Below are 13,424 nucleotides of genomic sequence, written 5' to 3'. Positions count from 1 at the left end.
TTAATTCAATATGTTATGGCAATTTATTTTTTGTACAAATTATAAATATTATATTAACTAATCTACTTATAATTGTCACCACTAATTTCATTCCATATCCCCGGTATGTTGAAGTCTCTCCTAACTAATAATCACCTCTTCCTTCATCATCAATCTCAACTTTTACATTAACTTTTATATCAGATTCACTTACAGCCTTATTCCAATCAGTTCCAGTATGTTTGCCATATTTTGCAGTTGCAACTCTACCCAAATCTAAAACATCCACTTTATATTTTTTTGTTATATCCTTTATGGTTTGATTGCAATTTTGTTCCACTGATTTTTCTAGTAAAAATTTAAACTTTTGTAGCTGCCTGGAGTCTGAAGTAATATTTTTATATAATTGATTTGTTACAATTTTCCCCTTTAATTTTAAGTTTATTATAAATTGATATTTTCCATCTTTTTTATAGCATTTAATTTTCCTTTTAGTTACTCCATAAAAACTTGTGTACCTCTTAGGAGATCTTTCAACAGACACAATACCCTTTACATTATTTTCTTTTAACATATTTATTACTCTGCTTTCTTCAATACCTACATTAGCAACCATTTTATCCTTATTGAATATAGCAAGTCCTGTTGTCTGTATTAATCCATCCTTTATTTCTATATATGGTAACAACGCCGTTCTACCTTCAGTACTACATCTTACAAAAATATCTGTAAAAGTATACTGTTTGGAGAAAAAGTTAAATTCATTTAAATTTTTTATCATTCCCTCTATGTAATCCGAAGAACTTTTATACCCTTTAACCTTATAATTGAGAATATCCTGTGCTTTTCCTTTAAAAATTACACACCAAGCTCTATCATTTATTTCTGGGTTGTTTAAGTTCAAATCCAAGAAAGGCTTTAGTCCATTCTTTGCGGAGGCTTCGCTATATACAAATATTTTATTTAATCCTAAAATAAATTTCTTATTTGCCTTAAGTTGTCTATCCTGCCTAGTATCTGGTGGAATACTACCTTCTCCAAGCAGTTGGTAACTTTCTATTTTATTAGCATCCTCAAATGAATAAACTACTATAGGTATTTTATATGCTATACCACTAGGTGTTTTCTCCACATCCACACCGACTCCTACTGGTATTTCCAAATTCTCTACTAACTCTCCTTTTCCTCCTATGAACACCGCAATAAATATTAGTATTACTGGAATAAATAATAACTTATTATTTATTTTCATGTCTTTCACCTTTCTTGAACACCGTTATAATTAATATTATAAAAACATAGCAAAAATTAAATATCACAAAATAACGCACTAATATATCTGAATAACTACGTCTATTGGTTGGGTTTTGATATAACATACACAGTACAAAAGCTACTGGATATATGAATACAGTTACACTCTCGGAAGGTATTTTCTTTATTATTCTGCTAATTCCAAAAGAAACTGCAAAATAATAAACAGAAATACATCGTAATATTACTAGTGACCATAGTGATATAAATATGTATCTAAAACTATTTATAATTGGAACATGTAAGCTGTCACTTAATCCTATTGTTGGCCACAATAATTTAGGCGCTGCATCTATGCCATAATAATAAATAGTTAAAAAAGTAACTAATGTATAAATAATTACAACTAAACCAAGTGATAAAATGCAACTCTTCAAAAATTTTTTACTACTTAAAGAAAATGGGTATATTAGTAGAGCAAGTTCAGCTCCAGTATAAAAAAACATAGTGTCCTTTGAAGCCTTAATTATATTAACTAGACCCGATCCTCCCACTGGCATAACATTTAAAGGATTTCCTTCTTTTAAAACTCCAATAGGCAATAAAAGTAAAACTATCAATAAATAAAATAACACCTCACATAATCTTGCAACCGGCTTCAAGCCTTTAAATGCCATATATGCCGTTACTAATAAAACCACTGCAATTACTTGATAGGATTTCAAAAAACCTGTTGCATATACAATAAACACATTACTAAATCCAGCAATTTCAGAGGTTAGAATAAATATAAAAAATAACATAAAAATACAGTTAAAGGTATTTCCAATTATACTTCCAAAATATTTTTTACTTAGCATTAGAATATTTTCTTTAGGTGATTTTTTGCATATATAACTTGCCATTAACACTAATAATAAAGGATATATAGCTCCAATAATACACGCTATCCACCCATCTTGACTTGCCTGTTTAATAACTGAAATAGGTAAATAGGTAAATCCAACGCCAATCAAGGAAGAAAACATTAAAAAAGTAATTTGGCTTGCTGATAAGTATACATCCTTATATCTATTCATTTTTACCACCCTTAAAATCCTTCTGTCTAACAGGATTATGATTTGGAATAATTCTAGGTCTTTCATCCATTTGCCATATTGGTGCTCTTACAAATATATCTTTGATATCACTTTTATTAAAAGAAAAATAAGGTACTCCAAAGTTTTCTTTAGAACACAAATATGCTATTATAAAAAACCAACCAATTACTATTCCAAGTACACCAAGCCAATTAGCTAATATTAGCATTGGATAATTAATTAACCTTATTGATGTGGACATTTGATAATTTGATATTACAAAGGCTGCTACTGTAGTAATTCCTGCAACTAATAGAGTAGCAGAACTAACAATCTTAGCTTTAAGTGCAGCATCTCCAATAATAATACCCCCAACAACACTAAGCGTTTGACCTATTTTACTTGGCAGCCTATATCCTCCCTCCCTTAGTAACTCTATTGTAAAATTCATTGATAATAAGGACATAAAAGGGGTTAAAGCTATACCTTTTCTAGACTGAATAAGAGTTGCTACAAATTCAATAGGAATGAGCTCTGCGTTAAATTTTATAAAAGTTATATAAATAGCTGGCAAACTTGTTACTATAAATACAGCTATAATTCTTATAATTCTTATAAATATAGCTTGAATTGTTCTACCATAGTAATCTTCTATTGTCTGAAAAAAATCAAAAAAAGTACTCGGATATACAGTCACATAAGAAGTTCCCTCTAATAGAAAGGCTATTCTTCCCTCCATAAGATGTGCTGCTATAACATCCGGTCTTTCAGATCCAAAAATCTGTGGAAAAATACTATAAGTATGCTCTTCTATACATTGTTCTATTGTACTGTTTGCCGGAACAGAATCAATATCTATTTTTTTTACCTCATCCTTTATCTTTTTCAAATATTCTTTATCTACCACATCATCGATATACACCATAATGAGATCTGTCTGACTTCTTCTTCCCAATGTAAATTTTTCTGTTTTTAAGTTTTTATCCTTTATTCTTCTTCTTAACATAGTTAAATTAGTTTCTAAATTTTCAATAAACCCCTCTCTAGGACCTCTTAAAGATAGATCACTAGGTGGTTCTTCAATTGATCTATATGGACCTCCTGTTGTATCAACTACAACAAATTTTTTTGACCCTTTAACTACAACTATAGTTTTTCCTCTTTTTATATTTTCAACTACCTTTTCGAAATTTTCTTCTATGTAAGTATTACTAACAGCAATATATTTTTTACATAAATAATTTTCTATATTTGAGCTAGGAGTAAACTCCTCATTAACTTTAAACATTAATGGATTGAGAATACCGCTATCTATTATATCCCTATTAGCCAAGCCATTTGCATACATTATTACTGCCTCTAGCTGCTGCCTTTGACCTATTAAAATTTCTCTGACTATCAACCTACTTGTGTCACCAATAGCTTCCCTTATATCTTCGATAATATTATTAACTCTCTTTTTGTCATTCTTAATATACTTTCCTTTAAATGAACGAAAACGCGATGAAAAATCCATTACTATTTTCCTTTCTTTGATTCCTGTTATTTATTTTGACTACATTTAGTTTCCTTAAATACTTAATTAATTGTTTTTTATTATTACCAATCACAAAAAATATATAAACGAGTAAAATAATAAAACTGTAATTTAAATAAGTTTCCTTCTTTAAATCACAGTTTTATAAATTGTCTTCATAACTTCATAAAATATTCATGAAATTCTAAATTATCTGCTAGTTCGGGGTGAAAAGATGTTACTAAAACATTGTTACTTTTGGCCGCCACTATATTTTTATCTATAGTACATAATGCTTTTACTGTTTCTCCTATGCGTGTTATATACGGAGCTCTTATAAAAACAAGCGGCATTTCATTTAAAGATATTTCTTCAATTAAAGCCTTAGTATTAAAGCTATCAACTTGGCTTCCATAAGCATTTCTTCTTACAGTTATGTCTATGGCATTTATATAGTTGACCTCACTGTTTTCTATTTTTCTTGCTAAGAGTATCATTCCCGCGCAGGTTCCCCATACTGGCATGCCTCCATATATCTTTTCTCTCAAAGGTTGGAGCATATTAGATTGTTTTAAAAACTTTCCTATAGTTGTACTTTCTCCTCCTGGTATTATAAGCCTATCTATTTTTTGTAAATCTTCTAAACTTCTAACCTTAACAGGTTTACCATTAAGTTTTTCTATATGCTCCAGGTGTTCAACTACTCCACCTTGAAACGATAAAACACCTACCCTCATTACCAGCCTCTTTCTGCATATCTATCTTTTATGTCACTTATTTCAAGTCCATACATAGGCTCTCCAAGGTCCTCCGACACTTCTTCAAGCACTTTAGGATCATCGTAATAAGCTGCTGCCATTACAATAGCTCTCGCTCTTTTTTCTGGATTTTCAGACTTAAATATACCGGAGCCAACAAATACTCCTTCTGCACCAAGTCTAATCATAAGCGCAGCATCAGCTGGAGTAGCAACACCGCCTGCTGCAAAATTAACTACAGGAAGCCTTCCATTCATCCAAACATATTGAACGAGATCATATGGAGCTCCTAATTCTTTTGCAATTGTCATAATTTCTTCCTTAGCTGCATTTTTAACTCTCCTTATTTCATCCATAACTGTTCTCATATGTTTTACAGCTTCAACAACATTTCCAGTACCTGCTTCACCCTTTGTTCTTATCATTGAAGCTCCTTCCCCAATTCTTCTAAGTGCTTCTCCAAGATTTCTTGCTCCACAAACAAATGGAACCTTAAAGGCCTTTTTGTCAATATGATAAGAATCATCAGCTGGAGTTAGAACCTCACTTTCATCTATAAAATCTATTCCTAAAGACTGAAGAATCTCGGCTTCAACAAAATGCCCTATTCTAACCTTTGCCATAACTGGTATTGTTACAGACTCCCTAATTTCTTTTATCATTTTAGGATCAGACATTCTTGCTACTCCACCTTGTTTTCTTATATCAGCTGGTACTCTTTCTAGTGCCATTACTGCACATGCCCCTGCCTTTTCAGCAATTATGGCCTGTTCCTTATTAATAACATCCATTATAACTCCACCCTTTAACATTTGAGCGAGATTTTTATTCATATCACTTCTATCCATACCCATAACTCCTTTACTATAAAATATAATTCTATAATAGGACATGTATATCATTTTGAAAAGTGTATGGGTACATTTATTTATATTTCCTATTCGCCAATTGTTTTAATTAAATTAGCCATTTCAATTGCTGTTACTGCTGCATCAAAACCTTTATTTCCTGATTTTGTTCCAGCTCTTTCTATTGCCTGTTCAATATTATCCGTTGTTAAAACACCAAATATTACAGGGCACCCCGTCTTAAGTGAAGTTTGTGCTATTCCTTTAGAAACCTCTGAAGATACATAGTCAAAGTGTGAGGTTGCTCCTCTTATCACAGCACCTAAGCAAATTACTGCATCATATTTACCACTTTCAGCCATCTTCTGTGATATTAATGGTATTTCAAAAGCTCCCGGAGCCCATGCAAGCTCTATACTATCTTCATCACATCCATGCCTTTTAAGCGCATCTACTGCACCTGATAGCAATTTTGATACTATAAATTCATTAAATCTCCCTGCTACAATTCCAAATTTTAAATTTTTGCTTATAAGTTTGCCTTCATATATTTTCATTACAATCTACTCTCCTTTAAATTTCAATTAAGTGACCCATTTTTTGCTTTTTAGTTCTTAGATAAAATTCATTTTCTTTAACATGTTCTGTATTAATAGGAACTCTGCTTACAACATCAATTCCATATTTATTTAATTCGTTTATTTTTTCAGGATTATTTGTCATTAATTTAACTTTTTTAACACCTAAATCTTTAAGCATTTCGGCAGCCGCCCAATATTCTCTTAAATCAGCTTCAAATCCTAATTTCAAATTTGCTTCAACTGTATCAAGACCCTTTTCTTGGAGCATATATGCCTTTAACTTATTCAAAAGTCCTATATCTCTTCCCTCTTGATCCATATAAAGAACAACTCCTGCCCCCTGCTTTTCTATTGCACTAAGTGCATATGAAAGCTGATTTCCACAATCACATCTTAGAGATCCAAATACATCTCCCGTAAGGCATTTAGAATGAACTCTTACAAGCACCTCTTCTTCAGCTTTAAGCTCTCCCTTAACTATAGCTAGATTTTCCTTATTATCAATCAGGCTTTTATATCCAACTATTTTGAACTCACCATATTTTGTTGGAAGCTTGGCCTCTGCTTCTCTTTTTATAAGTGCCTCATTCTTTTTTCTATATTCAATCAATTTTTCAACAGTTATTATTTTAATATCATTTTTTCTTGAGAACTCCATAAGCTTTGGTAGTCTTGCCATAGTGCCATCTTCATTCATAATTTCACAGCATACTCCAACTGAAGGATAGAAACCTGCAAGTCTTACTAAATCAACGGTAGCCTCTGTATGTCCATTTCTATCCAATACTCCATTTTTTTTAGCTCTTAGAGGAAATGTGTGTCCTGGTTTTACAAAATCTTCTTCCTTGGCATCTTTATCAGAAAGTTTCTTTATAGTTTCAGCTCTTTCATATGCTGAAATTCCTGTTCTAGTCCTTGCAGCATCTACAGAAACCCCAAAATCCGTACCGAAATACTCTGTATTTTTTTCTACCATGGTGTTTATTCCAAGCCTTTCCATGCTATCTGAATCCATAGGCGTACATATGAGTCCTCTGGCATACCTTGCCATATAATTTATAGTTTCTCCTGTTATCGTTGCTCCTGCTGCCACCAAATCTCCTTCGTTTTCTCTATCTTCATCGTCTACAACAATAACCATCTTTCCTTGTCTTATATCAAGAATTGCTTCTTCTACAGTATTAAATTTGAAATTCATAAAAACTCCTCCTCTTATTACAGAATACACTTAACTAATATTACATAAATCCATTTTCCTTTAATAAACCTTCAGTTATACACGAACCTTTTGTACTATTCTGGATATTCACAAAATTTCGAATATTTTTTGATAATACATCACACTCTATGTTTACACTATAACCTTTACTCCTTTGTGTTAAAGTTGTTTTTTCCTGGGTATGAGGAATAAGATAAAATTTAAAATAATCTTCTTGTACTTCTCCTAAAGTTAAACTAACTCCATCTATAGCTACAGAACCTTTATAAACAAGATTGCTTGTAATTTCTCTATTAGTCTTTATTTTATATTCAATTGCTATCGCATCTTTTTTTATACTCTCTATAGTTCCCAACCCATCTATATGTCCTGTTACTATATGTCCACCAAATCTATCTCCTAATGCCAAAGCTCTTTCTAAATTAACTTTACTTCCTGAAATCAATTTTTTTAAATTAGTTACCCTATATGTTTCTGGCATAACATCAAATTCTCCATTTTCACAAGATACAATTGTAAGGCATACTCCGTTTACTGCTATGCTATCTCCAAGCTTGATATTTTCCATTACCTTTGAAGCTTTTATAGCAATCCTTATTGAATTATCATATTTCTTTATAGTTTTAATTTCTCCTATTTCCTCTATAATACCGGTAAACAAAACAAATCATCCCCTATTTAGGTATCCTGACACTAAGATATCCTCTCCAATTTTTTCAGAATCCATATCATATATCTTTATTGAATCCTTAAGCTTTTCTATCCCCTTACCTCCAACTGCACCCTTAGCTTTTTCTCCTCCTACTATCATTGGCGCTATAAAGCACATTATCTTATCTATATTTTCTTCCTTTATAAAAGAGAAATTCAATTCGCTTCCACCTTCGAGTAAAACACTATCTATACCTATCTTACCTAATTCATCTAGTAGATAATCTAAGTTAACACGACCATTTTTATTAGGTGTTTTTATAATTGAAACTCCCATATTTATAAGCTCATTTTCCTTATTTTTATCTGCATATTCAGTAGTTGCAATAATAATCTTTCTCTCCTGTAATGTATTAAAAATTCTTAAATCCTTTGGAACCCTAAGCTTTGAGTCCACAATAATAGCTATAGGACTTCTTACATTTTCACCTTCTATTCTAGTTGTGAGAAGAGGATTATCATTAATAGCCGTACCTACTCCCACCATTATGCTCATATATTTGCTTCTTAAATGATGAACATATTTTCTTGATGTTTGTCCGCTTATCCATCTTGATTCTCCTGAAACAGTGCATATTTTTCCATCTAGGGTTGATGCCATTTTCATAGTTATAAATGGCCTTTTAGTTGTTATATACTTTATAAAAACTTCATTTAACTTTTCTGATTCCTTTTTCATAACGCCTGTAATAACTTCTATTCCATTTTCCTTTAGTATTTTTATCCCCTTTGTACTTACTAAAGGATTTGGGTCTTCCATGGCAATTATCACTCTTTTTATTCCCGCTTTAACTACCGCAAGTGCACAAGGCGGAGTTTTACCATAATGAGAACATGGTTCTAACGTAACATATAGTTCCGAGCCCTCTGCATCTTTTCCAGCCATATTTAAAGCATTTACCTCAGCATGATTTCCTCCAAATTTCTCATGATAACCTTCACCAACTATTTTATTGTCCTTAACTATAACTGCTCCAACCATAGGATTTGGATTTACATATCCACTCCCCTTTTCTGCAATTTCTAAAGCTCTTTTCATAAAAGCCTCATTCAATTTAAACACTTCCTTGAATTTAATAAACTTGCAAGCAAATAAAAAAATCTCCAAAGAAAGGTAATCCTTCGGAGATTTATAATCAACAAAACCTGCGTACTGCAGTTACGCTATTTCTTCTTTCATCCAGACTTTAACTGTCGGCCCCGGAGTTTAACCGGATCTGCCAAATGGCTTGCGGGCTTTACCGCCGATTGGGAATTTCACCCATCCCTGAAGAACATCCTATTAAATTACCATTAGTATACTACTTAATATTTTCCATGTCAACACTCCATAAATATGCTATAATTCATAATATATATTATACTTATCTGGAGGCTAAATAATGGAAAGAGGGAATTTTTCTTTAAATATAAATAAAATAAATTCACTATTAACCACGAAATATATCGGAAGAAATTTAATACTTTTAGATTCTATAGATTCAACAAATTTAGAAGCCAAGCGTCTTATAATGAGAGCTGTAGCTGAAGGAAGTCTTATAATTTCTGAAGAGCAAACCCTTGGAAAATGTAGATTTTCAGATAGAACCTGGAGTTCACCTAAATATAAGGGCTTATGGATGTCACTAATTTTAAAACCTAACGTAAAAAAAACACTTTTTCCTCTAATAACACAGTTAGCAGCAGCCTCTCTTACTAACTCTTTTAATAAAATGAACATCAATTGTCTAATAAAGTGGCCTAACGATATCCTTCTAAATAATAAAAAACTAGTAGGTATTCTAGCTGAGGTTTCTGAAGACATCAATAACACTTCAAATATAATTTTAGGAATTGGAATAAACGTAAATCAAGATTACAATGATTTTTCGCCAGAGATATCAAAAAAAGCTACTTCTTTAAGAATAGAATTAAATGAACCAATCTCAAGAGAAACCATACTATCTAACATATTAAATGACTTCGAAATAATCTATGAAAACTTTTTAGAGACTCAAGATCCCAATAGCTTTTTAGACATATGCAAAAAAAATTCAGCGCTTATAGGAAAGGAAATTGCTATTACAAAAAAAGACCACACTGAAGCTGCTAAAGTAATAGACATAAGCAGAAAAGGTGAATTAGTAGTTACCTTTAATGACGGTCATACTGAAAATTTAATATCTGGTGAAGTAACTCTTAATAAATTCTACTAAAATTTATTTAATTATTAAGTGATAGTATTTTTGCAACCTTACTTATATCAATATTGTCACTTAATAATCTTATTGCCTTACTGCGTGATTCATCATATTCCTTAAAAATTTTCATTGCCCTGTCCTTATTTTTATACACCTTCCAGTAGCCACAGTATAAACACTTTCTTCCATTGCAATTTATAAACTCTTCTACATCTTCAACTGGTATCCCTAAAAATATTCCTAGTTCGTGAGGACAATTTGTTTCTTTATACCTCTTCTTTAAAACTCCAAGAAACTCCTCTAAATCCATATCTTCTTTATATCCAAATTTATTTAAAAAGCCTATATTAGTTTTATGATAAAGAGTACTTTTAAGTAACGCTTTATCATAAAACAAAAGTGTTAAGCAATCCTTATCTTTTTTAATTTCAAAAACATCTACATTTATATTTCTTAAATATTCTTCCCCATATATATTCCATAAATCATACATCCCCTTGTACCTGTTTGAAACAGTAATTATAGAAGATGGTTTTCGTTTAGATATAACTGGAGATATTGAGTATGTTATAAGCTTTATCATATATACTTTACCAGTAACACCCTCGATAAAATCTGTAAATTTATATAAACATTTTTCCATCCTCTATCTCTCCCTTTTCTAGCTATTTATAAGAGCCTTACCAAACTCTCTGCATTGATCTTCTGTTTCTCCCTCTGGTGCATCTTGTACGATTAAACCTTCACCTATAAGATCTGCTCCATATCCCTCCATACGTTCTACCCAATCACGCATAAATTGGCCATCTCCCCAACCGTATGAACCAAATAGAGCTACTTTTTTCCCTTTCACCTCTTTGGATATATTCTCAACAAATGGTTCCATTTCTTCTTCTTCTAATACCTCATCACCCATTGCAGGCGACCCAAGCACAATAACATCCGCATTTTTAACTTTATCTACATCTGCATCACTTACATTGATTAATTGAACATCTGCTCCAGCTGATTTTGCTCCTTCACTTATCAAATTAGCCATTGCCTCAGTATTTCCAGTTCCTGAGCAATAAATTATGTTTATTTTCACCATAAAACTCCTCCTACATATTTAATTTTATTTGTTGATATTGATTTTCATTATCAAGTATATATTATAATTTTTTCCCTCTATTGTCAATGCTTTTAGTAAAATAGCGAAAAAAAATACACATTTGTGATAAATTTAAAATTTCTAATCACAAATGTGCTCTAATTATGTATATAAATTCTACATAACATTTAATGAAACATTTATCTCAAATGGCATATCATCCACAAACATCTCAATACATAGAACTTTTCCATAATTCGCGCTGGCAGTAAACTCACCATACATTAGCGCAGGAGTTGATATATCTATATTTACACTGTCCTCTTCAAAATTAGTAGCTGCATTGGCTGTTAACATATTTGTAAGCTCTGAAACCGCACTCTGAGCCATTTCGTCGAGTTCATTTACAGGCATCCCCATCATCATTGTAGATGCTATTTTTTTTGCAGCATCTATTGTTGTTGAATACATTACATTTCCTTTGATATCTCCCACAATGCCTATTATAATCATAACACCTGAACTCTCAATGGAGTTTCCCTTAAGCTTAACCTTTCCTCTTTTAATATTGGTTAAACCAAGTTGTGGCATTACATTCATAAATGATTTTAAAAAAGGATTTATATATTTGACATCCATTCTACTGCCCCCTTATTGAATCCAATATTGACACTTATCTCCCCAGCTGTAACATTAACTGTGAAAAAGTTCATTGTATCAAGACTGTTTCTAGATATATTAATAGAGTCTCCATAAATTGTAGTAGGTGGTGCTATTCTCATCCCAAATATTTTATTCTCTCTATTTATCATTGAACATGCATTTCCACCAACTATATTTGCAAACTCTGCTACCACGTTTAATATTTCTTGCAAATCCTTTGCTGGTCTGTTTAATACCGACTCTACAAATTTATCGGCAGTTTCATAGGATATATTTAGAATTAATCTACCACAATACTTTCCTATAATGCCCATAACTATAGATATACCCTTTTCTACATGCTCAACTGTATGTTCATCTTTTTCAACAAAGTTAGGAACTTCTTTTATAAATTTATTAAAAGCGTACGAAAATGCCTGCTTAAATATATCAAAATATCTATCCTTAAGTTCTGAATACAAATCATCATCTGATGATATTCTATTTATTGCAAGCACCAATTCTTCTTCATCAATTGGTTTTTGTATATATGCGCTTATATTATTTTTTTTAGCCTTCGCTAGAATCTCATCATCCATCATTGAGCTTATAGCTATAACCCTTATTTCTGGATTTATTTGATGTATTATCTTGGTGCATTCAAGTCCATCAGTATCTGCTAAAACCATATCCATAGTTACTAAATTAGGATTTAATTCCGTTACAGCTTTTTTAACCTCATTAAGATTACTTGCACTTCCTACCACCTCAAATCCATTTCTTTGAAGCATATCTGTCAAAATTGAAACAGAAAAAGGTGAATCATCTACAACTACTATTCTTGGATTTTTCATACTAAATTTCCTCCTATTACTATCGTAATATTTAATTTAGTTACAATATTCATTGCCCTTAAATTACATCTTATATATTAAAATACTATTGTCTTCAATAGCATCTTAATGCTTTTCTACAACTACTACGCATAATTCATTAAATACCATACTTAATATAGTATCTACACTTCCTATTCTTATTTTCTCATCTTCATAGGATAAATTTTCTCCAACATATACCTTTGCTTCTATACTATTCTGCTTTAACTCTTTGCAAATATAATTTGGTGAATTTTGCTTATCTGTAAGCCAAACAGTAACTTCATTTTCCCTTATAATTTTAATAAAATCTTTATTTCTCCCATGAATACTTGAAACATAAGCATTATTCCAAGACTTTCCGAGCTTTGCCATGAAATATTGGAATGAACTTATACCTGGTATCACTTGAATTTCATATTCGTAATTTTTTTTTATATAGTTCAATATGCCATAAAAGCATGGGTCACCAGAGGCTAAAATGGAAATATCTTGTTGTGTATTTAAATTTATAAATGAAATTATATCCTTCATGGAATCAACTATAGTTTTTTTCACTTGTATATAGTCTATACTATTAATAGCTCTTTTAAAACCAATGGCAACATTGCTTTTGCTTATAATTTCTTCTGCTAATGGAAGTATATATTTTTTATTTCCTGGTCCTATTCCAACTACATAAATCATACTAT

Annotated in this window: 15 protein-coding genes and 1 riboswitch; of the genes, 1 reads left to right on the top strand and 14 read right to left on the bottom strand. The window is 31.3% G+C overall.

Annotation, left to right across the window (positions count from 1 at the left end):
- Positions 1-124: 124 nt before the first annotated feature.
- From CA_RS03260 to ribD, 9 genes are all read right to left on the bottom strand, one after another.
- Positions 125-1,231, bottom strand: a complete 1,107-nt coding sequence (locus CA_RS03260) for a Ger(x)C family spore germination protein (RefSeq protein ID WP_010963918.1) — start codon at positions 1,229-1,231, stop codon at positions 125-127.
- Positions 1,218-2,312 (bottom strand): spore germination protein, encoded by a 1,095-nt coding sequence (locus CA_RS03255; protein ID WP_010963917.1) that lies wholly within the window; start codon positions 2,310-2,312, stop codon positions 1,218-1,220. The genes CA_RS03260 and CA_RS03255 overlap by 14 nt, the downstream gene beginning before the upstream one ends.
- The gene (locus tag CA_RS03250) at positions 2,305-3,828 is read right to left on the bottom strand and encodes a spore germination protein (RefSeq protein WP_010963916.1); all 1,524 of its coding nucleotides are present in this window, start codon (positions 3,826-3,828) and stop codon (positions 2,305-2,307) included. The genes CA_RS03255 and CA_RS03250 overlap by 8 nt, the downstream gene beginning before the upstream one ends.
- A gap of 176 nt (positions 3,829-4,004) precedes the next feature.
- Positions 4,005-4,565 carry a pyridoxal 5'-phosphate synthase glutaminase subunit PdxT gene (gene pdxT / locus CA_RS03245; RefSeq protein WP_010963915.1) on the bottom strand — a complete coding sequence of 187 codons (561 nt, stop codon included), beginning with the start codon at positions 4,563-4,565 and terminating at the stop codon, positions 4,005-4,007.
- The gene (gene pdxS / locus CA_RS03240) at positions 4,565-5,440 is read right to left on the bottom strand and encodes a pyridoxal 5'-phosphate synthase lyase subunit PdxS (RefSeq protein ID WP_010963914.1); all 876 of its coding nucleotides are present in this window, start codon (positions 5,438-5,440) and stop codon (positions 4,565-4,567) included. The genes pdxT and pdxS overlap by 1 nt, the downstream gene beginning before the upstream one ends.
- Positions 5,441-5,523: 83 nt before the next feature.
- Positions 5,524-5,991 (bottom strand): 6,7-dimethyl-8-ribityllumazine synthase, encoded by a 468-nt coding sequence (gene ribE / locus CA_RS03235; protein ID WP_010963913.1) that lies wholly within the window; start codon positions 5,989-5,991, stop codon positions 5,524-5,526.
- 16 nt (positions 5,992-6,007) lie between these two features.
- Positions 6,008-7,213 (bottom strand): bifunctional 3,4-dihydroxy-2-butanone-4-phosphate synthase/GTP cyclohydrolase II, encoded by a 1,206-nt coding sequence (locus tag CA_RS03230; RefSeq protein WP_010963912.1) that lies wholly within the window; start codon positions 7,211-7,213, stop codon positions 6,008-6,010.
- 40 nt (positions 7,214-7,253) lie between these two features.
- Positions 7,254-7,895, bottom strand: a complete 642-nt coding sequence (locus CA_RS03225) for a riboflavin synthase (RefSeq protein ID WP_010963911.1) — start codon at positions 7,893-7,895, stop codon at positions 7,254-7,256.
- Positions 7,896-7,901: 6 nt separating this feature from the next.
- Positions 7,902-8,984: a bifunctional diaminohydroxyphosphoribosylaminopyrimidine deaminase/5-amino-6-(5-phosphoribosylamino)uracil reductase RibD gene (gene ribD / locus CA_RS03220; RefSeq protein WP_043943609.1), complete on the bottom strand. Its 1,083-nt coding sequence runs from the start codon at positions 8,982-8,984 to the stop codon at positions 7,902-7,904.
- 125 nt (positions 8,985-9,109) lie between these two features.
- Positions 9,110-9,224: riboswitch (FMN riboswitch) on the bottom strand.
- A gap of 103 nt (positions 9,225-9,327) precedes the next feature.
- Here ribD and CA_RS03215 point away from each other — a divergent pair.
- Complete coding sequence (locus CA_RS03215) at positions 9,328-10,140, top strand: biotin--[acetyl-CoA-carboxylase] ligase (RefSeq protein ID WP_010963909.1); 813 nt, start codon at positions 9,328-9,330, stop codon at positions 10,138-10,140.
- Between the two features lie 7 nt (positions 10,141-10,147).
- On the opposite strand, the gene CA_RS03210 is transcribed toward CA_RS03215, so the two are convergent.
- The 5 genes from CA_RS03210 to cbiE form a co-directional block, all read right to left on the bottom strand.
- Positions 10,148-10,768 carry a DUF3793 family protein gene (locus CA_RS03210; protein WP_010963908.1) on the bottom strand — a complete coding sequence of 207 codons (621 nt, stop codon included), beginning with the start codon at positions 10,766-10,768 and terminating at the stop codon, positions 10,148-10,150.
- 18 nt (positions 10,769-10,786) lie between these two features.
- Positions 10,787-11,215 (bottom strand): flavodoxin, encoded by a 429-nt coding sequence (locus CA_RS03205; protein WP_010963907.1) that lies wholly within the window; start codon positions 11,213-11,215, stop codon positions 10,787-10,789.
- A 177-nt stretch (positions 11,216-11,392) separates the two neighbouring features.
- Complete coding sequence (locus tag CA_RS03200) at positions 11,393-11,854, bottom strand: chemotaxis protein CheX (protein WP_010963906.1); 462 nt, start codon at positions 11,852-11,854, stop codon at positions 11,393-11,395.
- Positions 11,836-12,711, bottom strand: coding sequence for a response regulator (locus tag CA_RS03195; RefSeq protein WP_010963905.1), 876 nt, complete (start codon positions 12,709-12,711; stop codon positions 11,836-11,838). The genes CA_RS03200 and CA_RS03195 overlap by 19 nt, the downstream gene beginning before the upstream one ends.
- Before the next feature lie 105 nt (positions 12,712-12,816).
- On the bottom strand, positions 12,817-13,419 hold the full coding sequence (cbiE, locus tag CA_RS03190) for a precorrin-6y C5,15-methyltransferase (decarboxylating) subunit CbiE (RefSeq protein ID WP_010963904.1): 603 nt from the start codon (positions 13,417-13,419) through the stop codon (positions 12,817-12,819).
- Positions 13,420-13,424 lie beyond the last annotated feature (5 nt).

Origin of the sequence: Clostridium acetobutylicum ATCC 824 (genome assembly GCF_000008765.1) — a bacterium.
GTDB classification, from domain to species: Bacteria; Bacillota; Clostridia; order Clostridiales; family Clostridiaceae; genus Clostridium_S; species Clostridium_S acetobutylicum.
Note: the sequence above shows the minus strand (reverse complement) of the source record. Positions and strands in the feature narration are given on the sequence as shown.

Coding starts and splice junctions, on each gene's coding strand:
- CA_RS03260 (WP_010963918.1), bottom strand. CDS start 1,231: ATGAAAATAAATAATAAGTTATTATTTATTCCAGTAATACTAATATTT.
- CA_RS03255 (WP_010963917.1), bottom strand. CDS start 2,312: ATGAATAGATATAAGGATGTATACTTATCAGCAAGCCAAATTACTTTT.
- CA_RS03250 (WP_010963916.1), bottom strand. CDS start 3,828: ATGGATTTTTCATCGCGTTTTCGTTCATTTAAAGGAAAGTATATTAAG.
- pdxT (WP_010963915.1), bottom strand. CDS start 4,565: ATGAGGGTAGGTGTTTTATCGTTTCAAGGTGGAGTAGTTGAACACCTG.
- pdxS (WP_010963914.1), bottom strand. CDS start 5,440: ATGGGTATGGATAGAAGTGATATGAATAAAAATCTCGCTCAAATGTTA.
- ribE (WP_010963913.1), bottom strand. CDS start 5,991: ATGAAAATATATGAAGGCAAACTTATAAGCAAAAATTTAAAATTTGGA.
- CA_RS03230 (WP_010963912.1), bottom strand. CDS start 7,213: ATGAATTTCAAATTTAATACTGTAGAAGAAGCAATTCTTGATATAAGA.
- ribD (WP_043943609.1), bottom strand. CDS start 8,984: ATGAAAAGAGCTTTAGAAATTGCAGAAAAGGGGAGTGGATATGTAAAT.
- CA_RS03215 (WP_010963909.1), top strand. CDS start 9,328: ATGGAAAGAGGGAATTTTTCTTTAAATATAAATAAAATAAATTCACTA.
- CA_RS03210 (WP_010963908.1), bottom strand. CDS start 10,768: ATGGAAAAATGTTTATATAAATTTACAGATTTTATCGAGGGTGTTACT.
- CA_RS03205 (WP_010963907.1), bottom strand. CDS start 11,215: ATGGTGAAAATAAACATAATTTATTGCTCAGGAACTGGAAATACTGAG.
- CA_RS03200 (WP_010963906.1), bottom strand. CDS start 11,854: ATGGATGTCAAATATATAAATCCTTTTTTAAAATCATTTATGAATGTA.
- CA_RS03195 (WP_010963905.1), bottom strand. CDS start 12,711: ATGAAAAATCCAAGAATAGTAGTTGTAGATGATTCACCTTTTTCTGTT.
- cbiE (WP_010963904.1), bottom strand. CDS start 13,419: ATGATTTATGTAGTTGGAATAGGACCAGGAAATAAAAAATATATACTT.